Raw genomic sequence first — 20,440 nt, 5'->3', positions numbered from 1 at the left:
AAATTTTAGATTGATGAAATTACTAAAAAAAATATTATTTGTTTTACTAGTTATTTTAATTGCAATGCAATTTTATAGACCAGAAAAAAATAACGCAGAAACCGACTTAAAAACTGCCTTTTTAACAGAAACAAACCCGTCTAAGGAAGTACAAAAAATATTAGAGACCAGTTGTTATGACTGTCATAGTAACACAACTGCGTATCCTTGGTATAACAATATTGCACCAGTTTCTTATTGGTTGGCAGACCACGTTAAAGATGGTAAAAAACATTTAAATTTCTCTGAATGGGAAAAATACTCCATAAAGAAAAAAGACCATAAGTTAGATGAGGTTATGGAAACTATAGAAAGTGGAGAAATGCCATTAAATGAGTATACTTGGACACACACCGAAGCAAATTTAAATAGTGCCCAAAAACAAGCTGTAATAGAATGGGTAAAAAATACTAGAGCTCTGTATCAATTAAATCTTTCACAAGAGTAGGTAATCCATTTACGGCTGTTTTACTTATAATTGTTAAGTTATTAAAATCTGTTTGTTTTATACTTGGGTTGGGATCTATAAAATAAATAGGAGTACCATTATTTGCATAATTCACTAAACTAGCAGCTGGGTATACTTGCATAGAGGTACCTATTATAATAAGTATGTCTGCGGTTTCAGTTATTTCTGCCGCTTTTTGTAATAGTGGCACTTCTTCCCCAAACCAAACAATATGTGGGCGTAATTGTTTGTTGCTAGAAGATAAATCTCCTAAAACTAAGTCTTTTTTCCAGTCCAAAACATCATTATTGTTATGTGTGCACCTTACTTTTAAAAGTTCTCCGTGTAAATGCACCACATTTTTGTTGCCTGCACGCTCGTGTAAATCATCTACATTTTGCGTTATAACCGTAACATTAAAGTAGTTTTGTAATTCTGTAATGGCTAAATGTGCTTTGTTAGGTGTAACAGTTAACAACTGTTTTCTTCTTTGGTTGTAAAAATCTAAAACCAACTTAGGATTGGTAGCAAAACCTTGTGGAGAAGCTACTTGCATAACATCATGGCCTTCCCACAGACCATCAGCATCTCTAAATGTTTTTATACCACTTTCTGCACTAATACCGGCTCCTGTTAACAAAACAATGTTTTTCATTTGTAGTAGTTTTTTATAAAATTAAACTTTTCTTTTTATATTGGTGTTTATGACAGACACTAAACTATTAACGTATTTAGAAAACATAATAAGCGAAGAACGTAAAGCACGTTTTTTGGATATTTTAAAAGAAAGAACCAATTACATAACCGTTGCCATTGAAGACGTTTTTCAAATGCATAATACAAGCGCAGTTATTAGAAGTTGCGATGCCTTTGGAGTGCAAACCGCACACTTAATAGAAAGTAAATACAGTGAGCGTTTAGATAAAAATATAGCTATGGGAGCTCAACAATGGGTAAGCACGCCAAGATATAATACAACTGCAGAATGTATAAATACACTTCGTAAAAATGGTTATAAAATTATAGCTACTTCTCCGCATACAGATTCTTATTTGCTAGATGATTTTAAAATTGATGATAAAATAGCTTTGTTTTTTGGTACAGAAAAAAGTGGATTAAGTAAAGAAGTTCTAGATAAGGCAGATGGGTATGTAAAAATACCAATGGTAGGTTTTAGTGAGAGTTTAAATATATCCGTTTCTGCAGCAATAATATTACAACATTTAACTACAGAACTAAAAAAAACAACTAAAAATTGGCAACTTACAGCCGAAGAAAAAGTAGCTATTAGACTAGATTGGACTAAAAAATCTATTAAAAGCATAGACGATATTTTAGAACGATATTATAAGGAAAACACATAGGTGTAACAGGAGTATTACTTACATAAAGTTTTATTATTTTTTTGTAAATTTAAGAACCAACCAAACCCCATACAAAATGATGATAGCTGTTTATATACTTGTAGGCTTAGTAGCTCTTGTAGTGTTATTAGGACTATTAGCACCCAAAAAATTTAATGTTTACAGATCTATAGATATTAACAAACCAAAAAACGATGTTTTTAATTACCTTTTACTTGTAAAAAACCAAGAAATATGGTCTCCTTGGGCAAAAAAAGATCCCAAAATGGCACGTAAATACACGGGTGCCGATGGTAAAATAGGATTTGTTAGTTACTGGAACGGAAATAAAGAAGTGGGTGAAGGAGAACAAGAAATTACTAATATTGTTGCAGGAGAACGTATAGAAGGTGAATTACGTTTTTTTAAACCTTTTAAATCAACGTCTAATTGTTATTTTAAATTTTATGATACAGATAGTAATACCACAAAAGTTACTTGGGGCTTCTCAGGAAAAAATACTTTCCCTGTAAACATTATGATGCTTTTTATAAATATGGATAAATCCGTTGGTAAGGATTTTGAAGAAGGTTTGCGAGCATTAAAGACCGAGTTAGAGCGCTAATTTTACTTAGACTTTGCACAATCTTCAAGTTTTTTCATTGTTTTTTTAGCAATTTCTATACTTCTTAAGTGATAGTATTTTTTAGCTTCAGTTAAGGATTCATCCATAAGTTTAAGTTCATTTTTCTCATAAATAGCCTTAGCTGTTGCATAAGCTTCTTTACAATTATCTTTTTCTACAGTCATTGCTAACATAGACTTTTCTAACGGTATTAAAATACTATCTACAGTAGCATAAACTTTTGCATTTTCTGCGCTGCTTTTTTCCGTATTAGTAGTTTTTCTTTTTTTGCTATAGGTAGCAATTTTATTTATGCCAGAGCTTATATTTTTTTTAGCATCCTCTAGCATTAACTTTGCTGTAGATAAAGATGCACTATGTGTTATTTCTTTAAGTAAATTTAAACCCTCTGTAATTTCTTTGTTAGCAGTAGAGCAGCCACAATCTTTTAATTGCTTGTCTAGCTTTTGTAAAGTTTTAATGGCTTTATAAGTATGGAATTTAACAGTGTTTATGTCTTGCGCGTTCTCCGCATCATTTGTTTGCTTTAATGCAAATCCTAAATTAGAATTTACCAAATCACAGGCAGTGTTAGAAACAAAAGAAAACAACAATAAAGCTGTTAATAGTAGGTATGTGTTTTTAAATTTTCGTATCATTTTTAAGGTTTTGGGGCACCCTTAAGTACAGATTCGCTTGCAATATAGTTAGTAATGTTATCATAACCTTTTATTATCGTTAAAGCGACAATAAATCCTATTGATGTGTTATAAAACAAGGAAACATCAATAAAATATAGTATATTCAAGCTCTTAAAAAAATAAAATAAAATAAAGTGCGTAACGTAGATATAAAAAAATATAAGGTAACCAAAGAAGTAAAACTTTCTAGTAAACCTACATTAGAAACTTTTAATGAATCTGATAAAAAGTTAAAGAAAGAATTAGAAGAAATTAGAGAAGAATTAGGTGATTTTCAAGATACATTATATGCTCACGGTAAATATAGCGTTTTAATATGCTTGCAAGGTATGGATACCGCAGGTAAAGACAGTCTAATTCGTGAAATTTTTAAAGACTTTAATGCTCGCGGGGTAGTGGTACATAGCTTTAAAGTGCCAACAGAGTTAGAGCGTAAACATGATTATTTATGGAGGCATTATATAGCCTTACCAGCTAAAGGTAAATTTGGAGTGTTTAACAGAACACATTATGAAAATGTTTTGGTAACACGTGTACACCCCGAATATATTATGGGAGAGCATATACCAGGTATACATAGTGTAGAAGATATAGATGATGCCTTTTGGGTAAAAAGATTTGAGCAGATTAATAATTTTGAAAAGCATACTGCAGAAAATGGAACTTTAGTGTATAAATTTTATTTGCATTTGTCCAAAGAAGAACAGCGCCAAAGGTTATTACGTAGACTAGATTTAAAAGAAAAAAACTGGAAATTTTCCCCTGGAGATTTAAAAGAACGTAAACTTTGGGATACTTACCAAGAGTGTTACGAGGATGCTATTAACAAAACGTCTAAAAAACACGCTCCGTGGTATGTTGTGCCTGCAGATAGTAAAAAAGGAGCTAGAGTTATAGTGGCATCAATTTTATTGCAAGAACTTAAAAAGTATAAAGATATTAAGGAGCCAGAATTAGATGATAAAATTAAGGCAAACCTAGAAATGTATAAAAACCAATTAGAATCAGAATAAAAATGAAAAGACTTACCCTAATATTCCTATTTGTTTGTACAACTATTTTAGCACAAACTGATGACGAAAAACAACTAAGAGCAATTTATGATGCAGCACTAACAGATGGTATGGCTTACAATTGGTTAGATCATTTGTCTAATCAAATAGGAGGAAGATTGTCTGGATCTGTACAAGCACAACAAGCAGTAGATTACACTAAAAAAGAACTAGAAAATTTAGGTGTAGACCGTGTTTATTTACAGCCTGTAATGGTTCCTAAGTGGGTACGTGGTTTACCAGAGTACGCAAATATACTGTCTGAAGATGGTAGTGCTACAAGTGTGCCAATTTGTGCTTTAGGTGGTTCGGTTGCTACATCGGGCTTAGGGTTAAAAGCTGGTGTTATAGAAGTAAAAGGTATTAAAGAGTTACAAGAATTGGGTAAAGAAAAAATAGAGGGTAAAATTGTTTTTTTTAATAGACCAATGAACCCTAAAGATATTGTAACTTTTACGGCTTATGGTGGTTGTGTAGACCAGCGTTATTCTGGAGCGGCGGAAGCAGGAAAGTTTGGTGCCGTTGGTGTAATTGTAAGGTCTGTTAATTTACGTTTAGATGATTACCCGCATACAGGCTCTATGAGTTACGGTAATACTCCTGTAAAAAACAGAATTCCTGCTGCGGCAATTAGTACAAATGGAGCTGAGTTGTTATCTACTGCATTAAAATTAAACCCAAACACAAAATTCTTTTTTAAACAAAATTGTAAGCAGTATAACGATGTTCAGTCTTACAATGTTATAGCAGAAATAAAAGGTAGCACTTACCCAAATGAGATAATAGTAGTTGGTGGCCATTTAGATTCTTGGGATTTGGGAGATGGTTCTCATGATGATGGTGCTGGTGTAGTGCAAAGTATGGATGTACTTCGTTTAATAAAAGCATCTGGTTACAAACCAAAACGTACAATAAGAGCTGTTTTGTTTATGAATGAAGAAAATGGTTTAAGAGGAGGTAATAAATATGCAGAAGTGGCAAAAAATAAAGGAGAAAACCACATTTTTGCATTAGAGAGTGATGCCGGTGGTTTTTCTCCAAGAGGCTTTTCTTTTGATTGTTCTACCGAAAATTTTGAACAAGTAGATAGTTGGAGAAATTTGTTTAAACCATATTTAATTCATTTGTTTGAAAAAGGTGGTAGTGGAGCAGATGTTGGTCCGTTAAAAAAAGATAATATTGTTTTGGCAGGTTTACGCCCAGATTCTCAACGTTATTTTGACCATCACCACGCTGCTAATGATACTTTTGAGCACGTAAACAAAAGAGAATTAGAGTTAGGTGCAGCAACAATGACAAGTTTGGTGTATTTGTTTGATAAATACGGCATTGTAACCTCAAAAAAGATAAAAGGATAATAACAAATTCTTAAACGCATTGGTGTTTTGTGAACAAAAAACAATGACTATCTTTGCGGCTCATAAAAAATAAGCGATATGCAAGACGGAATTTACGCAAAATTCAATACTACTAAAGGAGAAATTTTAGTAAAACTAACGCACGATAAAACACCAGGTACAGTTGGTAACTTTGTTGCCTTGGCAGAAGGTAATTTAGAGAACTCTGTAAAACCACAAGGAACACCATATTATAACGGATTAAAATTTCATAGAGTTATTCCAGATTTTATGATTCAGGGTGGATGTCCTTTAGGAACTGGTACAGGTGATGCTGGTTATAAGTTTGATGATGAGTTTCATCCAGAATTAACACATTCTGGCCCTGGAGTGTTATCTATGGCAAACGCTGGTCCTGGTACAAACGGGAGCCAGTTTTTTATAACACACATTGCTACACCTTGGTTAGACAATAAGCACACGGTATTTGGACACGTAGAGAGTGGACAAGATGTTGTTGATGCTGTAGCACAAGGAGACACCATTGAAACTTTAGAGATAGTAAGAGTTGGTGAAGAGGCAGAAAAATGGAATGCAGTTGAAGCTTTTAGAACTTTTGAAGGATCTAGAGAAAAAAGATTAGCAGAAGAAAAAGCACAAGCAGAAGCACAAATGGAAAAATTAGCTGCTGGTTTTGATGCTACAGAGTCTGGTTTACGTTACAAAATTATTCAAAAAGGTAATGGTGCTAAAGCAGAAAGCGGTAAAACAGTTTCTGTACATTATGAAGGATCATTGGTAACCGGTCAGATTTTTGATTCATCTTACAAAAGAAATCAACCTATAGATTTTCAATTAGGAGTAGGGCAAGTTATTCCAGGTTGGGATGAAGGTATTGCTTTATTGCAAATAGGAGATAAAGCTCGTTTTGTTATACCATCTCACTTAGCATATGGTAGTGCAGGAGCTGGTGGTGTTATACCACCAAATGCAACACTAATTTTTGATGTAGAATTAATGGATGTTAAATAGTTTTAAAAACTACTACGCATAATTTTTTTTAAGACCTCTCTTTTCTAAGGAGAGGTTTTTTCGTTTAGAGAAAAAACTACCATTTACACTTACAGTAAGTAAAATAATATTTACAGCAATTAGTACAGATAAAATAAGAAAAAAAGTAATCATATTTATGTGGGTTAAATGTGTTTAAAATTAGGTTTCTACTTACATAACAACTATGTTAACAAAAACCCTACCAAATTTCTTCATATAACTTTGGGGGCGTTAATTATATGTACTTATTTAAATAGATTCATATTTGTTAAAAGGGTTGCGTAAAAAGTTAATTAAATTATAATTTTTATGTATTTTAGTGTTTAACTGTAAGTAAATTAGATATTTAATAGCCCGTTAGTTGGTATGAAAAGTAGTACATTAAAATCATTACAATATCCTATAGGTGTTTTTAGTTGCCCAAAGGATATTACAAAAGAGCAAATAAAAAAATGGATAAAAACTTTAGAATCATTCCCTGTAAAACTCACAAATATTGTTTTAAATTTAAATAATGAGCAATTAAATACGCCTTATAGACCAAATGGTTGGACGGTAATACAATTGGTGCACCACATTGCAGATAGTCACCATAATAGCTATACACGTTTTAAATGGGCGTTAACAGAAGATGCTCCTTTAATAAAAGCTTACGAAGAAAAGGATTGGGCTAATTTAGTAGATGCATCTACATCTCCTGTAATATTATCTTTAAATTATATAACCGCACTTCATGCCAAGTTGGTATTTTTATTAAAAGGCTTATCGGATAGCCAGTTAAACAGGTATTTTATACATCCTTCTGGAGAAACAAAAATTTCAGTTGCAGAAAATATAGGTAGTTACGCTTGGCATAGTAAGCACCATTATGCGCATATAAAAAATTTATGTGTAAGAGAGGGTTGGCTGTAATTTACTTCCATTTAATGTTGCAACCAATACTAGGTTTTTGGTTTTTATCTATACTTTTTCCTAATTCTATAGCGTCTAAAGCATTTCTTAAGTCGTTTCCGGTAACTGGTATGCCATTTCCTGGTCTAGAATCGTCTAGTTGGCCGCGGTAAACAAGTTTTAAATCAGAATTAAATACGTAAAAATCTGGTGTGCAAGCTGCGTCATATGCCTTTGCTACTTCTTGTGTCTCATCAAATAAATAAGGAAAACTATAGTTATTTTCTATAGCAACTTTAGTCATTAACTCAGGTGCATCTTGTGGGTAGTTAACAACATCGTTACTAGAAATTGCAATAAAAGAAAAGCCTTTACTTTTATAATTATTTGCAATTTTAACCAACTCTTTGTTTATATGTATAACAAAAGGGCAGTGGTTGCAAATAAAAGCTATTACAGTACCTTTTTCTCCTTTGCAGTTGTCTAAAGAAATAAATGTATTTGTTGTAGTGTTTAAAAGATTAAAATTAGGAGCAAGTGTTCCTAAAGCTAACATATTACTTGGTGTACGTGCCATTTTATTTTGTTTAAACGTAGTTGTTATATTAACTATATTTGAATGGTAAAGGTAAAAATAATAGATATGAAAGAGCAAATTACTTGGTCAGATTTTTGTAAGATAGATATGCGCGTAGGAACAATTATTGAAGTAAACGATTTTCCGGAAGCACGTAATCCAGCGTATCAATTAAAAATAAATTTTGGTGAAGAAATTGGTGTTTTAAAAACATCTGCGCAGATTACATTACGTTACACTAAAGACCAGTTGCTAGACAGGCAAATTATGGCAGTTGTAAACTTCCCTAAAAAGCAGATAGCTAATTTTATGAGTGAGTGTTTAGTAATGGGCGCTGTAGAAGGTAAAGATGTTATATTACTAAGCCCCGATGCTAAGGTACCTAACGGATTAAAAATAGGGTAACCATAAAACAAAAAATCTCGGGTTATTAGTCCGAGATTTTTTGTTGCAATTATATTTTTTTACATCATTTTTCCAAAGTATATAGCATTCATTAATAATTTGTTTGTTCCAAACCAGAAGGCTCTAAAATTGGTATTGTCTGTAAATAAAATAACTTGCCCTTTACCATAGCCACTTGTTTTAAACGGTACACTATTTTTTAATACAGCTAAATTTTCTTCAGAAATATATCCGCTTAACAGTGGGTTGCTAGTATATTGTATAGGGTTGTTGTAGCTGTTTTTGTCTGGCGTTATATAAATATTAGTGTTTCTAAACAATGGTAATGTATTGTTTTTATAACCGTAATTTATAGGATGAGAACGATCTAATTTTGCTTCAAAAATGGCACCACCGGTAACTTGTGCACCTCTAAAATCTCTACGTTTGTCAAAAGGAATATTTTTAGCAACAATTGCAGAATCTTTTTTAAAGTTTATTTTCATAATTTCATTAGAGTTTAGCCAGTAAGCTGCATTTCTGTATGCAATTAAAGTACCACCAGCTTTAACCCAATCTTTAATTTTTGCAACAGCATTTTTATCTAAAGCATTACCGTAAATACTAGGCACAATTAGTGCAGTATATCTACTTAAATCTACTCTAGAAAAGTAGTCTGTGTCTAACTTAGTAATTTTCATATTGTAGCGCTGGTCAAATAAATGCCAAATTTCACCAGCATCCGCATAGGTTACTCCATTACCTACTAGTAAGCCTACTTGTTGCTTTTTTATAGGATCAAACTCATTACTACCCAAATCTATACCTTTAGTTAAACCAGTACCAACTGCAGTTATTTTTAGGTTGTTATCTTGGGCTATTTTAAGCATAAATTGTTGTAACTCTTGTTTGTTAAGCCTTTGGTTTTGTACAGGAACCATAATAGTACCATAATCATAACTTTTACCCTCTACCGTAAAAGGCTCTTTACCAACTTTAGCTCTTAAACCAGCTTCCAAAATGGTATTTAATGCACGTGGGCTGTAATATTCATTCCACTCAAATAAATAAGCGTAATTACTATTACCTGTTAGACTACCAATTAGTGGTTTTAACTCTTTAACTTCTTCTCCTAAATTACTTAGGCTACTAGTTTCTGTATAATCTAAATTAAACGCAAGAGGGAATGTCCATGCAGAAATGTCATAAAATAAGCTATCTGTAAAAGTTGTTCTTTTTTCGAACATTGCATTAATAAGTTGATAGTTTTTTTGGTTCATAGGAACAACATAACTAGCATCTTTTTTGTATTCCTTTCCGTTTAAATTAACATCATTTTTAAGCTTGTTAAATTTAATTTTATGTCTGTTTAAAATTTCGGCTAAATGCCAAGTTTTAGCTGCATCTTTACTGTCACCAAAAATAATTGCTTTAGTTTTGTTTTTTGCAGCCTCATTTTTTGCGTTATTATAAAAATCTTTTTGATAGTTTAAAATTTTAGAACGCATATTGTTTGCAGCTTCTATAGTAGATAATGCAGCTGTAAATTGGTTTCTTATTGTAAAAGGAAATGTGAGTATACCATTTTCACTTTCTTGTACGTGACCACGAGAACTACCTTGTTCAAACAAAATGCCAATGCTACCATTAACATCTGGGAAAGTAGAACCTTTACCATAGTAATAATCGTCATAATTTTCTTCAGAATAATATAAAGATCCAATTTCATCAAAAGCCTTAGCATGATAGGTTCCTATTTCTGCTGTAAGTTTTTGGTTTAGGCTTGGTGTTAATGGATGAACTCTTGTAGGTTCTCCTGGCTGAAAAAAGAAAGTTGAGTTTGTACCCATTTCATGATGGTCTGTTAATATATTTGGTAACCATTTATGAAACGTATTAATTCTTGCTTTGCTTTCTGGTAATTGCACAGGCAGCCAATCTCTATTCATATCAAACCAATAATGATTTGTACGCCCGTTTGGCCAAGTTTCATGATATTCTCTGTCATTACCATCTGGATTTAAGTTTTTACTTTTATTACTATTTGCCCAATGAGCAAAACGTTGGATACCATCTGGATTAAATGCAGGATCCATTAATATTACCATATTATCTAAAAGTGTTTCTATTTCTGCACCTTGAGCCGCAGCCAAATAGTAGGCGTATGCTAAACCGGCATTTGCTCCGCTAGGCTCATTACCGTGTATAGAAAAACCTTGGTACACTACTATTGGTTGGTTAGTAATGTCTGTATTTTTGGTAGTATTTACTACATGTGTTTGTCTAATGTTTTCTATATTGGCTTGGTTTTTAGGAGATGTAATAGTAAGTAGTAATAAAGGTCTGCCTTCATAAGTTTCTCCTCTGTTTTCTATAGATATACGGTCACTAGCATTTGCTAATGCTTTCATATAAAATTGAAGTTTGTCATGAGATACGTGCCATTCACCAACCTCATGACCTATAATATCTATTGGTTTAGGAATGTTTGGGTTGTACGTTACGTTTTGAGGTAAATAATAATTTAAGTCTAACTTTTTTTGTGCTGATAGTATTTGAAGCATTAAAAAAGCGAGTAGAAAAAATCTTTTTTTCATAGGTAAGTTAGTTTTTGGATATAAAAAAAGCGACTCTTTTTAGAGTCGCTTAAAGATACATTTTTTTTATAATTTAAATGTCGTCAAAGCTTACGTTAGTAAAGCTATTTGTTGTTGTAGTTTCTTGTACAGCGTTAGTACGTTCTTCCTTTTTAAAGTCTTTTTGATGTCTGTCAGAAATAACTTCCTCACCTTTTTCTTCAATAATGTAGTCCATCATTTCATTTAAAAGCTCTTTAAAAGGTGTAAAATCTTCTTTGTATAAGTAGATTTTATGCTTTTTGTAATGGAAAGATCCATCATCATGCGTAAATTTTTTACTCTCAGTAACTGTTAAATAATAGTCTCCTGCCTTAGTACTCCTCACATCAAAAAAATAAGTCCGTCTACCGGCTCTTAGTACTTTTGAATAAATCTCTTCCTGATCCATTAGTTCTTTTTCACTCATTGTTATAGTTATCTCGTTAGTGTAATGTTATCATAGTATTCCTCAAAAATGAAAAAAAAATAACTAATTGGCAACATTTTTCTAACTTTCTTTGTCAGAGAGTTGACTATTATAAAGAGCTTTGTAATAGCCATCTATCTCAAATAATGAGTTATGTGTACCTTGTTGTACCACTTTACCGTGATCTAAAATAATAATTTTGTCTGCATTTTTAGCAGAAGACACCCTGTGACTAACAATAAGGGTAGTTTTGTTTTTAGAAGCAGTTTTTAAATTGTTTAGTATTTTTTCTTCAGTTTCTGTATCTACAGCAGAAAGGCAATCATCAAACAAGTAAATTTTAGGGTCTTTAAGTAGTGCTCTAGCAATAGATACACGTTGTTTTTGTCCTCCACTTAACGTAATGCCTCTTTCTCCTAAAACAGTGTCATATTTTTCTTTAAAGTTCATAATATTTTTATGAACTACTGCTTTTTTAGCAACCGCAATTATTTCTTCATCAGATGCATTTTCTTTTCCAAACTTTATATTGTCTTTAATAGAGTCCGAAAATAAAAAAGCATCTTGTGGTACAGCACCAATATTTTGTCTTAAACAATCTAAATTAACTTCTTTAATAGGAGTGTCATCAATTAGTATATTTCCACTAGACACATCATACAACCTAGCAATTAAATCTAAAATAGTAGATTTTCCGCTTCCAGTTTTACCAATAATAGCAATTGTTTCTCCAGGGTTAATAGTAAAGGATACATTGTGTAAAGCGGTTATGTTAGTATCATCATAGGTAAAACTTACGTTTTTAAACTCTATTTTACCAGTTATTTCCATAGGGGTGATAACGGTATTTTCTATTTCAGGTTTTTCTTTTAAAAATTCATTAATACGCTCTTGTGATGCTTCTGCTCTTTGTATTATAGAGGTTAGCCAGCCTACGATTGCAACAGGCCATGTTAGCATATTTACATAAATTATAAATTCAGCTATAAGTCCAATATTCTCTATTTGTCCGTTTATATATTGTTTGCCTCCAACATATATTACAATTATGTTACTTATACCAATTAGTAATACCATTAAGGGAAAAAACCAAGCATTTATTCTTACCAAAGACATACTTTTAGCTTTTCCTTCGATGGCTAAAGATACCAATTCATCATTAGTACGGTTTTCTATACCATATGCTTTTATTACAGATATACCAGAGAAAGACTCTTGTGCAAACGTAGATAACTCACTTAAAAATTGCTGTACTACTGTACTGCGTTTGTGTATTAGTTTACTAATTTGATATATTAGGACAGATAATATAGGCAGTGGAATAAGTGTATATAAAGCTAGAGTAGGAGCTTTAGAGTACATTATTGGAATTATACATGCAAATAACGTAAAAGTGTTCATACCATACATTAATGCTGGTCCGCAGTACATTCTAACCTGACTCACATCTTCGCTTATCCTGTTCATTAAATCGCCAGTACGGTTTTTTTTATAAAAGTTAAGACTTAACTTTTGGTAATGATCGTATACTTCATTTTTTAAATCGTACTCTATATGTCTAGAAACATTTATAATAGTCTGTCTCATTAAAAATGTAAAAAAACCAGATAAAAGTGCAGCTCCTAAAATAATAAGAATATAATCTAACAAATAGCCTTTAACCAGCTCTTTAGAAATATCATCTTGACTAAAAAACTCTTTAACAATGTTTATAGATTTGTTAACGTATGGAGGCATTACTAATGAGAATACACGCGCAACAACAGTTATAATAATACCTACGGTAAGTTTAAGCCAATATTTTTTAAAGTACTTGTTTATATGTTTTAACTCTTTCATTTACTTTTTAAGGATAGTGGTGTTGTACTAAGTTAGCAAAGATAGGTTTTTGAAGCATAACCATATGTTATCATTATCATAAGATAAAAACTTGCCACAATTAGTACTTTTGAAAAATATAATAGTACTTTTGCAAAATATAATTTTTTAACAAATTAAAAGTTCTTTTTCAATGCTAACAAGAAGGCATATTAGGGTTAAAGTAATGCAGTGCATATACGCCCTTACCCATTCACAAGATGATACACTAGAAAAACAAGTAAAGTTTTTAAAGTACAGTGTAGATAGTATGTACACATTGTACTTATTAATGTTAAGTTTGTTGGTAGAACTGCAGAAAAGAGCAGAGGAGCAGGCAGACATTGCTGCAAAAAGTTATTTAGGTAATGTTTCTGATGCCTATCCAAATCGTAAAAAATTTGTAAATAACAGAGTGTTGTTACAAATAGCAGACAACAAATTACTACTAGAAGAGTTGTCTAGCAGAAAATTAAATAACTGGTATTTAAACGAAGAATACATTAGGTTAATATACAAAGAAGTTACAGAAAGTGAATATTATACTACTTATATGACTAGTGAAACCAGTAGTTATGAAGAAGATAAAAATTTACTTGCAGACCTTTATAAAAATGTAATTGCACCTAACGAGAAAATTTACGACTATTTTGAAGACGATAAATTAACCTGGGTAGATGATATTCCTATAATAAACACTTTTGTTCTAAAGCTAATTAAAAAAGCGAAACCAGATGTAATAGAGTCTTACTTTTTGCCAGAACTGTTAAAAGAAGACGATGATATGGTTTATGCAAAACAATTACTAACTAAAACATTGTTAAATGACGCGGCATATGTTAAAGAAATTGTTGGTAAAACACCTAATTGGGATAAAGATCGTATAGCTGATATAGATGGTATTTTGCTTAAAATGGCAATTTGTGAACTTTTAAATTTCCCATCAATACCAGAGAAAGTTACTATAAATGAGTTTCTTGAGATAGCAAAAGAATACTCTACACCAAAAAGTAGCATTTTTATAAACGGTATTTTAGATAAACTTGTACGAGAGTATAAAAGTGAAGGAAAGTTAAAAAAAATAGGTAGAGGATTATTATAAAAAATATTCATTAATTTTGTGTGAAACAAATTAAAAATAACAATTATGAAAAAAATTATTTTACTATTTGGAGCTGCAGTTTTTGCAATGTCTTTTACAGCTTGTAAAGACAACGCTTCTAATAAAATAATTATGGCTAATGTAGATAGCGCAGCAGAAAGAGACAACAATGCCAAAGACTTGCCAGTTATGACTTTTGATAGAACTGAGTTTGATTTTGGTACTATTGAGCAAGGAACACCACAACAAACAGTTTTTACATTTACAAATACAGGAAAAGCACCATTAATTATTACTGATGCAAAAAGTACTTGCGGATGTACGATACCAGAATACCCAAAAAACAAAGCAATTGCTCCAGGAGAATCTGGTGAGTTGTTAGTTAAATTTAATGGTTCTGGACAAAACCAAGTAACAAAAGCAGTAACAGTAACAGCAAATACAGCTAAAGGAAGAGAAACTTTACGTATTAAGGCATTTGTAAATCCTAAAAATGGTGCAGCAGCATCAGTACCTTTAAAATAATAAAATGCAACAAATATTAGATCAGTACTCATTTCTACCAATGGTAGGAATATTTATAGTAGCATATTTTTTTATGATACGACCGCAAATGAAACGTTCTAAAGACGAAAAGAAATTTGCAGAAGAATTAAAAAAAGGAGATAAGGTTATTACCAAAAGCGGTATGCACGGTAAAATCTTTGATTTAAATGATAAAGATATGTCTTGTGTAATTGAGACAATGGCTGGTAAAATTAAGTTTTCTAGATCTGCCATTTCTATGGAAATGAGTAAAAAATTAAACGAACCAGCATCTGATAAAAAGTAAACTCTTAGAGTTACTCGCATAAAAAAGCATCAATTTACAAATTGATGCTTTTTTTATTTTCTATACTTATCATGTAAACCTATGCCATCCTGTATTAGTGTAATACATTTTGTTAACCTGTTAAGCTTTGTAGCATCTCTTTTAGCCTCATTTATATAAGTTATAAATTCCTTTTGTTTGTAGGGTGTAAAGGAATTAAACTTACGCTTAAGTTCTATGCTTTTATCTAATGCACCAATTAATATTTCAGGTAATTTTATATCTGTATTTTTAGTAAAATTAACTTTAATACCTTTTTTCTGATTCTCTATAGCTTCTAAAATATAATCTGTAACGGTTTCTTTGTTTATATCATTTACAGCTAAAAATTTCCAATGCCGCATAGCTTTAGTTTTTCCTTCCTGGGCATTTAATAATACTTTTTTAGGGTCTTTAAGCAAAGCACCATTATAGAACCAAATTCCAAAATGATGCTTAAAAGCCAATATACCAATAACATTTTTGTTGTTTATAGTATAAACTGGGGCTCCCCATTTACAAGTTTCTTTGAGTTCTGTGCTTAAAGCAATTTCTCTTAAAAAGGCAATACCTTGCTTAAAAGGCTGCTCTTTATTAAAATAAGCATCAATTTTTATTTTAGCATCTGTATTGTTAGAACTCATTTATAGTCTATTTAGTAGCAGTAAGTTCACAAATTTTTACTATTACTTCTACTGCTTTTTCCATACTTTCTACAGGTACATACTCATATTTTCCGTGAAAATTATGTCCGCCAGCAAAAATATTAGGACAGGGTAAGCCCATATAACTTAGTTGTGAGCCATCTGTGCCACCACGTATAGGTTTTATAATAGGAGTTATATTTAATGCCTCCATTGCTTCTTTTGCGGTTTCTACAATATGGTAAACAGGCATTACTTTTTCTTTCATATTAAAGTACTGGTCTTTAATAGACAGCTCAATGCAGTTATTGTATTTTTCATTTAACCTAAAAACTATAGTTTCTAAGGTTTTTTTTCGGTCTTCAAAAGAGCTTCTTTCATGATCACGAATAATTAGGTCTAATTCTGCATTTTCTATCTCTCCTTTAATAGTATGTATATGGTAAAAACCTTCTCTACCAGATGTATGTTCAGGAACCTCTTTGTTAGGTAAAGCAGCCATAATTTCTTGCGCAATACCAATAGCATTAATCATTTTTCCTTTAGCATAACCCGGGTGTACACTTTTTCCTTGTATTTTAATACTTGCACCAGCTGCATTAAAGTTTTCGTATTCTAGCTCACCAATTTGGCTACCATCCATAGTGTAAGCCCATTCTGCACCAAATTTTTCTACATCAAATTTATGAGCACCACGTCCTATTTCTTCATCTGGTGTAAATCCAATTCTAATTTTGCCGTGTTTAATTTCTGGGTGCGCAATTAAAAATTCCATTGCAGAAACAATTTCAGTTATACCAGCTTTGTCATCTGCACCTAAAAGTGTTGTACCATCTGTGGTCACAAGTGTCTGACCTTTGTATTGTAATAAGTCTTCAAAATAGTCTGGAGATAAAATAATGTTTTTATCTGCGTTTAAAACAATGTCTTTGCCATTATAATTTCTAATTATTTGCGGATTTACATGGGTTCCAGAAAAATCTGGAGTAGTATCAAAATGAGCTATAAAGCCAATTGTTGGTACCTCTTTATCAATATTACTTGGTAATGTAGCCATAATGTATGCATTGTCATCAATGGTAACATCTTGCATACCTATTTCTTTAAGTTCTGTTACTAGTTTGTTAGCCAAATCCCACTGCTTGGCAGTGCTTGGTGTGGTATTAGAGCTGGCATCACTTTGGGTGTCAATTTTTACGTAACCTAAAAATCTATCTAAAATATCTTGCATAAGTATATAATTTACTCAAAAATACTGTTTATTTAGATTTTTTAAGACAATTGGCTCTTAGTATTTAGTTATAAAAATTGTAAAAACTGTTAATAAAAACCAATGGTAAAATAGTTCTACATCTAGGTAGTTTGTATTTTTGCCAAAATTTTAAAATTGTATGTACAAAGCTATTATTAGGCCGTTGTTTTTTTTGATGGATCCAGAAAAGGTACACCATTTATCGTTTTCTTTAATCAAGTTTTTTTCTAAAATAGGTTTTGGAGGTTTATTTAGAGCAATGTATGTAGTAAATGACAAGCGTTTAGAGAAAGAAGTTTTTGGCTTAAAATTTAAAAATCCTGTTGGTTTAGCTGCTGGTTTTGATAAGGATGCTAAACTTTTTAAGGAGTTATCTAACTTTGGATTTGGCTTTATAGAAATAGGTACATTAACTCCTAAACCACAAGCAGGTAATCCTAAAAAACGATTGTTTAGGTTAAAAGCAGACAGTGCTGTTGTTAATCGTATGGGATTTAATAATGGTGGAGTTTTAGAAGCAGTAGAGCGCTTAAAAGCACAACATAATGTGCTAATTGGTGGTAATATTGGTAAAAATAAAATTACACCTAATGATGGTGCTGTAGATGATTATTTAATTTGTTTTGAAGCGTTATACCCACACGTAGATTATTTTGTGGTTAATGTTAGTTCCCCTAATACACCAGGTTTAAGAGAATTGCAAGATAAAGAGCCTTTAACCAATTTACTAAATGCTTTAGTTGCAGAAAATAAAAAGTATGTAACCCAAAAAGGAGTTAAAGCTAAGCCTATTTTACTTAAAATTGCTCCAGACTTAACAAATGAACAGTTGTTAGATATTATAGATATTGTAGCAATAACAAAAATAAACGGAGTTATAGCAACTAACACTACTATAGAACGCAACAACTTAAAATCACCAGAAAGTATTACTAAAGAAAACGGAGGTTTAAGTGGTAAACCATTAACTAATAGGAGTACTGAGGTTATTAAATTTTTAGCAGAAAAAAGTAATAAAGCGTTTCCTATTATTGGAGTAGGAGGTATACACTCTGAAAAAGATGCTTTAGAAAAGTTGAATGCTGGCGCAGATTTAATACAGATTTACACCGGTTTTATATATGAAGGTCCTAGACTAATAAAAAGAATAAATAAAGCAATTTTAGCTAACACTTAATTGCTCCAATAGTCCAATACAAATACGTCTTCTAACACAGGTGTAAGTAAAGATACAAACGCTTTATGGTCTGGGTGCGGTAAGTAAATGGCGCGGTCTTCTTCATTTTTAAAAGTGACAAAAAAACAGTGGGTAAAGCCTTTACTTAAACCTTCTGGACTATTGTTTAAACCCCACTCATAATCCATTATTTGTGCTATTTTAGAGGGTAACGCACTAAATGCTTCTTCAATAGCAGTAATTTGCTGTTTTGTTGCATCTGCTTTAAATTTAAAAATTACCACGTGTCTTAATACGCTATCCTTAAGTTTGGTCATAGTAGTTTTACTGTTTTTGTTAATGTTTGCATAACTAGTTAAACATAAACACATAAAAAGTAACAAAATTATGTTTTTCATAAGTATTGTTTTGCTTAAAGATAGTTATTAGGTAGATAACAACTTTTTAAATTTGTATTTTTCAATACTAAAATAATTATTTTGAATTACGATATACTTTTAGCTTTTATTTCTGCAACTACTTTACTAGCCTTTTTTCCTGGTCCAGATAATATTTATGTATTAACGCAAAGCCTTGTTAATGGTAAAAAGTATGGTTTAGCTACTGTTGTTGGTTTAATTACGGGGTGTTTAGTACATACAACGCTTTTAGCTTTTGGAGTATCTGCTTTAATTAAAGCTAATTATAGTTTATTTTTAGTAATTAAACTATTTGGATCACTATATTTATTTTACATTGCTTACAAAGTTTTTAGGAGCAATGCAAGCCTTATTTTAGGGGGAGATAATGCACCAAAAAAAAGTATGTTATCGCTTTTTAAGCAGGGGTTTATAATGAATGTCTTAAACCCAAAAGTAGCCTTGTTTTTTTTAGCTTTTTTTCCTGGTTTTCTATTTAGCAGAACACTTAATACAATAGTACAGTTCTATGTTTTAGGGTTTATTTTTATGGTTGTTTCCTTTTTGGTATTTAGTATTATTGCCATTTTAGCTGGTTCAATATCTGGTTATGTAACTAAAAATGAAAAGGTTGGTAAAATTTTTAAATGGCTACAAATTGTAGTTTTTGTAGGCTTAGGAATTTATATTCTTTTATCGGATAAATAGTAGTAATTTTGAAAAAGTCAACAAATAATTATGTCTGCTAAAGTAAAAATTACGGAGTGCCCAAGAGATGCAATGCAAGGGATAAAAGAGTTTATCCCAACAGAGTTAAAGGTAAAATACATACAATCTTTATTAGATTGTGGGTTTGACACTATAGACTTTGGAAGTTTTGTTTCACCAAAAGCAATACCGCAAATGGTAGATACGGCAGAGGTTTTAGCAAACTTAGATTTGTCTAGAACACAAAGTAAATTGTTATCTATAGTTGCTAATGTACGTGGTGCACAAGATGCAAGTAAGCATAAAGAGATAAATTACTTAGGCTATCCTTTTTCAATATCAGAAAACTTTCAGATGCGTAATACGCATAAAACAATAGCCCAGTCTGTAGAAACACTTAAGGAGATTTTAGATATTGCAAATAAGGCAGATAAAGAGGTTGTTACATACATATCTATGGGTTTTGGTAACCCCTACGGAGATCCTTGGAATGTAGAGATAGTAGGTGAATGGACAGAGAAATTGGCAAAAATGGGTGTTAATATTATTTCATTGTCAGATACAGTTGGCTCATCTACACCAGATGTTATAGATTATTTGTTTTCTAATTTAATTCCAAAATATCCAGATGTTAAATTTGGAGCACACTTACATACTACGCCCACCAAATGGCAAGAGAAAGTTGCAGCCGCTTATAACGCCGGTTGTATAAGGTTTGATGGTGCAATACAAGGTTTTGGTGGCTGCCCTATGGCTAAGGACGATTTAACAGGTAATATGCCTACCGAAAAAATGTTGTCTTATTTTACTGCAGAAAAGGTAAATACCAATGTAAATTGGATGGTTTTTGAAGCTGCCTACAATAAAGCTACCGAATTGTTTTCTAAATATCATTAATTAACTAAATTATAACCAACTGTTAATTAATAATTTAACGTTATTATCTTTATTTGTTCT

General features: G+C 31.6%; 24 protein-coding genes. 14 read left to right on the top strand and 10 right to left on the bottom strand.

Features of this window, described 5'->3' with window-relative positions; genetic code table 11:
* Positions 1–13: 13 nt before the first annotated feature.
* Positions 14–487 (top strand): heme-binding domain-containing protein, encoded by a 474-nt coding sequence (locus PBN93_RS00695; protein ID WP_271081185.1) that lies wholly within the window; start codon positions 14–16, stop codon positions 485–487.
* Here PBN93_RS00695 and PBN93_RS00690 read toward each other — a convergent pair.
* Positions 450–1,142 (bottom strand): SIR2 family NAD-dependent protein deacylase, encoded by a 693-nt coding sequence (locus PBN93_RS00690; protein WP_077398474.1) that lies wholly within the window; start codon positions 1,140–1,142, stop codon positions 450–452. The genes PBN93_RS00695 and PBN93_RS00690 overlap by 38 nt on opposite strands.
* Positions 1,143–1,191: 49 nt before the next feature.
* Between PBN93_RS00690 and PBN93_RS00685 the strand changes: the two genes are divergently transcribed.
* Together PBN93_RS00685 and PBN93_RS00680 are read left to right on the top strand one after the other, a co-directional pair.
* A complete protein-coding gene (locus tag PBN93_RS00685) occupies positions 1,192–1,851 on the top strand; it encodes a TrmH family RNA methyltransferase (protein ID WP_077398472.1) in 660 nt (219 codons plus the stop codon).
* Between the two features lie 79 nt (positions 1,852–1,930).
* Entirely contained in the window at positions 1,931–2,455 is a 525-nt protein-coding gene (locus PBN93_RS00680) for an SRPBCC family protein (RefSeq protein WP_271081887.1), read from the top strand.
* A gap of 2 nt (positions 2,456–2,457) precedes the next feature.
* On the opposite strand, the gene PBN93_RS00675 is transcribed toward PBN93_RS00680, so the two are convergent.
* Positions 2,458–3,114 carry a hypothetical protein gene (locus PBN93_RS00675; RefSeq protein WP_077398468.1) on the bottom strand — a complete coding sequence of 219 codons (657 nt, stop codon included), beginning with the start codon at positions 3,112–3,114 and terminating at the stop codon, positions 2,458–2,460.
* Between the two features lie 176 nt (positions 3,115–3,290).
* On the opposite strand from PBN93_RS00675, the gene PBN93_RS00670 reads away from it, so the two are divergent.
* From PBN93_RS00670 to PBN93_RS00660, 3 genes are all read left to right on the top strand, one after another.
* On the top strand, positions 3,291–4,169 hold the full coding sequence (locus tag PBN93_RS00670) for a PPK2 family polyphosphate kinase (RefSeq protein WP_077398466.1): 879 nt from the start codon (positions 3,291–3,293) through the stop codon (positions 4,167–4,169).
* Between the two features lie 2 nt (positions 4,170–4,171).
* Complete coding sequence (locus tag PBN93_RS00665) at positions 4,172–5,566, top strand: M28 family peptidase (RefSeq protein ID WP_077398464.1); 1,395 nt, start codon at positions 4,172–4,174, stop codon at positions 5,564–5,566.
* A 78-nt stretch (positions 5,567–5,644) separates the two neighbouring features.
* Positions 5,645–6,577 carry a peptidylprolyl isomerase gene (locus PBN93_RS00660; protein WP_077398462.1) on the top strand — a complete coding sequence of 311 codons (933 nt, stop codon included), beginning with the start codon at positions 5,645–5,647 and terminating at the stop codon, positions 6,575–6,577.
* Positions 6,578–6,589: 12 nt separating this feature from the next.
* Here the strand turns inward: PBN93_RS00660 and PBN93_RS00655 are convergent, their stop codons facing one another.
* Positions 6,590–6,730: a hypothetical protein gene (locus PBN93_RS00655; RefSeq protein ID WP_156099824.1), complete on the bottom strand. Its 141-nt coding sequence runs from the start codon at positions 6,728–6,730 to the stop codon at positions 6,590–6,592.
* Between the two features lie 234 nt (positions 6,731–6,964).
* Between PBN93_RS00655 and PBN93_RS00650 the strand changes: the two genes are divergently transcribed.
* Entirely contained in the window at positions 6,965–7,510 is a 546-nt protein-coding gene (locus PBN93_RS00650; protein ID WP_077398460.1) for a YfiT family bacillithiol transferase, read from the top strand.
* Between the two features lies 1 nt (position 7,511).
* Here the strand turns inward: PBN93_RS00650 and PBN93_RS00645 are convergent, their stop codons facing one another.
* On the bottom strand, positions 7,512–8,066 hold the full coding sequence (locus PBN93_RS00645; protein ID WP_077398458.1) for a thioredoxin family protein: 555 nt from the start codon (positions 8,064–8,066) through the stop codon (positions 7,512–7,514).
* Positions 8,067–8,132: 66 nt separating this feature from the next.
* Between PBN93_RS00645 and PBN93_RS00640 the strand changes: the two genes are divergently transcribed.
* Entirely contained in the window at positions 8,133–8,471 is a 339-nt protein-coding gene (locus PBN93_RS00640; protein ID WP_077398769.1) for a tRNA-binding protein, read from the top strand.
* Between the two features lie 59 nt (positions 8,472–8,530).
* On the opposite strand, the gene PBN93_RS00635 is transcribed toward PBN93_RS00640, so the two are convergent.
* The 3 genes from PBN93_RS00635 to PBN93_RS00625 form a co-directional block, all read right to left on the bottom strand.
* Complete coding sequence (locus PBN93_RS00635; RefSeq protein ID WP_077398456.1) at positions 8,531–11,047, bottom strand: M14 family metallopeptidase; 2,517 nt, start codon at positions 11,045–11,047, stop codon at positions 8,531–8,533.
* A gap of 73 nt (positions 11,048–11,120) precedes the next feature.
* Positions 11,121–11,495 carry a PUR family DNA/RNA-binding protein gene (locus PBN93_RS00630; RefSeq protein ID WP_077398454.1) on the bottom strand — a complete coding sequence of 125 codons (375 nt, stop codon included), beginning with the start codon at positions 11,493–11,495 and terminating at the stop codon, positions 11,121–11,123.
* Between the two features lie 81 nt (positions 11,496–11,576).
* A complete protein-coding gene (locus PBN93_RS00625; RefSeq protein ID WP_077398452.1) occupies positions 11,577–13,334 on the bottom strand; it encodes an ABC transporter ATP-binding protein in 1,758 nt (585 codons plus the stop codon).
* Between the two features lie 172 nt (positions 13,335–13,506).
* Here PBN93_RS00625 and nusB point away from each other — a divergent pair, with 172 nt between their 5' ends.
* From nusB to yajC, 3 genes are read left to right on the top strand one after another with little or no spacing between them, the layout of a single operon-like run.
* Entirely contained in the window at positions 13,507–14,454 is a 948-nt protein-coding gene (gene nusB, locus PBN93_RS00620; protein ID WP_077398450.1) for a transcription antitermination factor NusB, read from the top strand.
* A 45-nt stretch (positions 14,455–14,499) separates the two neighbouring features.
* A complete protein-coding gene (locus PBN93_RS00615; RefSeq protein WP_013619711.1) occupies positions 14,500–14,979 on the top strand; it encodes a DUF1573 domain-containing protein in 480 nt (159 codons plus the stop codon).
* Between the two features lie 4 nt (positions 14,980–14,983).
* Positions 14,984–15,286 (top strand): preprotein translocase subunit YajC, encoded by a 303-nt coding sequence (yajC, locus tag PBN93_RS00610; protein WP_271081184.1) that lies wholly within the window; start codon positions 14,984–14,986, stop codon positions 15,284–15,286.
* A 53-nt stretch (positions 15,287–15,339) separates the two neighbouring features.
* Here the strand turns inward: yajC and PBN93_RS00605 are convergent, their stop codons facing one another.
* On the bottom strand, positions 15,340–15,948 hold the full coding sequence (locus PBN93_RS00605) for a YdeI/OmpD-associated family protein (RefSeq protein ID WP_271081183.1): 609 nt from the start codon (positions 15,946–15,948) through the stop codon (positions 15,340–15,342).
* 7 nt (positions 15,949–15,955) lie between these two features.
* A complete protein-coding gene (gene pepT, locus PBN93_RS00600; RefSeq protein ID WP_077398444.1) occupies positions 15,956–17,179 on the bottom strand; it encodes a peptidase T in 1,224 nt (407 codons plus the stop codon).
* Between the two features lie 160 nt (positions 17,180–17,339).
* Between pepT and PBN93_RS00595 the strand changes: the two genes are divergently transcribed.
* Positions 17,340–18,377, top strand: coding sequence for a quinone-dependent dihydroorotate dehydrogenase (locus PBN93_RS00595; RefSeq protein WP_077398442.1), 1,038 nt, complete (start codon positions 17,340–17,342; stop codon positions 18,375–18,377).
* On the opposite strand, the gene PBN93_RS00590 is transcribed toward PBN93_RS00595, so the two are convergent.
* Positions 18,374–18,775: a Dabb family protein gene (locus PBN93_RS00590; RefSeq protein WP_077398440.1), complete on the bottom strand. Its 402-nt coding sequence runs from the start codon at positions 18,773–18,775 to the stop codon at positions 18,374–18,376. The two genes, PBN93_RS00595 and PBN93_RS00590, sit on opposite strands and share 4 nt — an antisense overlap.
* A gap of 81 nt (positions 18,776–18,856) precedes the next feature.
* On the opposite strand from PBN93_RS00590, the gene PBN93_RS00585 reads away from it, so the two are divergent.
* Together PBN93_RS00585 and PBN93_RS00580 are read left to right on the top strand one after the other, a co-directional pair.
* Positions 18,857–19,483, top strand: coding sequence for a LysE family translocator (locus tag PBN93_RS00585; RefSeq protein ID WP_077398438.1), 627 nt, complete (start codon positions 18,857–18,859; stop codon positions 19,481–19,483).
* Between the two features lie 30 nt (positions 19,484–19,513).
* Positions 19,514–20,380 carry a hydroxymethylglutaryl-CoA lyase gene (locus PBN93_RS00580; protein ID WP_271081182.1) on the top strand — a complete coding sequence of 289 codons (867 nt, stop codon included), beginning with the start codon at positions 19,514–19,516 and terminating at the stop codon, positions 20,378–20,380.
* The last annotated feature ends 60 nt before the right edge of the window (positions 20,381–20,440 follow it).

It is taken from the genome of Cellulophaga omnivescoria, from assembly GCF_027915275.1.
In the GTDB taxonomy this organism is placed as follows: domain Bacteria; phylum Bacteroidota; class Bacteroidia; order Flavobacteriales; family Flavobacteriaceae; genus Cellulophaga; species Cellulophaga omnivescoria.
The sequence above is the reverse complement of the archived record's forward strand: the minus strand, read 5'-3'. Positions and strand labels throughout refer to the sequence as shown.

Excerpts from the sequence above, each read along its gene's own strand:
- PBN93_RS00675 (WP_077398468.1), bottom strand. The coding sequence starts at position 3,114 with ATGATACGAAAATTTAAAAACACATACCTACTATTAACAGCTTTATTG.
- PBN93_RS00615 (WP_013619711.1), top strand. The coding sequence starts at position 14,500 with ATGAAAAAAATTATTTTACTATTTGGAGCTGCAGTTTTTGCAATGTCT.
- PBN93_RS00690 (WP_077398474.1), bottom strand. The coding sequence starts at position 1,142 with ATGAAAAACATTGTTTTGTTAACAGGAGCCGGTATTAGTGCAGAAAGT.
- PBN93_RS00645 (WP_077398458.1), bottom strand. The coding sequence starts at position 8,066 with ATGGCACGTACACCAAGTAATATGTTAGCTTTAGGAACACTTGCTCCT.
- PBN93_RS00590 (WP_077398440.1), bottom strand. The coding sequence starts at position 18,775 with ATGAAAAACATAATTTTGTTACTTTTTATGTGTTTATGTTTAACTAGT.
- pepT (WP_077398444.1), bottom strand. The coding sequence starts at position 17,179 with ATGCAAGATATTTTAGATAGATTTTTAGGTTACGTAAAAATTGACACC.
- PBN93_RS00640 (WP_077398769.1), top strand. The coding sequence starts at position 8,133 with ATGAAAGAGCAAATTACTTGGTCAGATTTTTGTAAGATAGATATGCGC.
- PBN93_RS00625 (WP_077398452.1), bottom strand. The coding sequence starts at position 13,334 with ATGAAAGAGTTAAAACATATAAACAAGTACTTTAAAAAATATTGGCTT.
- PBN93_RS00595 (WP_077398442.1), top strand. The coding sequence starts at position 17,340 with ATGTACAAAGCTATTATTAGGCCGTTGTTTTTTTTGATGGATCCAGAA.
- PBN93_RS00665 (WP_077398464.1), top strand. The coding sequence starts at position 4,172 with ATGAAAAGACTTACCCTAATATTCCTATTTGTTTGTACAACTATTTTA.
- PBN93_RS00685 (WP_077398472.1), top strand. The coding sequence starts at position 1,192 with ATGACAGACACTAAACTATTAACGTATTTAGAAAACATAATAAGCGAA.
- PBN93_RS00680 (WP_271081887.1), top strand. The coding sequence starts at position 1,931 with ATGATAGCTGTTTATATACTTGTAGGCTTAGTAGCTCTTGTAGTGTTA.
- PBN93_RS00655 (WP_156099824.1), bottom strand. The coding sequence starts at position 6,730 with ATGATTACTTTTTTTCTTATTTTATCTGTACTAATTGCTGTAAATATT.
- PBN93_RS00580 (WP_271081182.1), top strand. The coding sequence starts at position 19,514 with ATGTCTGCTAAAGTAAAAATTACGGAGTGCCCAAGAGATGCAATGCAA.
- PBN93_RS00650 (WP_077398460.1), top strand. The coding sequence starts at position 6,965 with ATGAAAAGTAGTACATTAAAATCATTACAATATCCTATAGGTGTTTTT.
- PBN93_RS00630 (WP_077398454.1), bottom strand. The coding sequence starts at position 11,495 with ATGAGTGAAAAAGAACTAATGGATCAGGAAGAGATTTATTCAAAAGTA.
- nusB (WP_077398450.1), top strand. The coding sequence starts at position 13,507 with ATGCTAACAAGAAGGCATATTAGGGTTAAAGTAATGCAGTGCATATAC.
- PBN93_RS00635 (WP_077398456.1), bottom strand. The coding sequence starts at position 11,047 with ATGAAAAAAAGATTTTTTCTACTCGCTTTTTTAATGCTTCAAATACTA.
- PBN93_RS00660 (WP_077398462.1), top strand. The coding sequence starts at position 5,645 with ATGCAAGACGGAATTTACGCAAAATTCAATACTACTAAAGGAGAAATT.
- PBN93_RS00695 (WP_271081185.1), top strand. The coding sequence starts at position 14 with ATGAAATTACTAAAAAAAATATTATTTGTTTTACTAGTTATTTTAATT.
- yajC (WP_271081184.1), top strand. The coding sequence starts at position 14,984 with ATGCAACAAATATTAGATCAGTACTCATTTCTACCAATGGTAGGAATA.
- PBN93_RS00605 (WP_271081183.1), bottom strand. The coding sequence starts at position 15,948 with ATGAGTTCTAACAATACAGATGCTAAAATAAAAATTGATGCTTATTTT.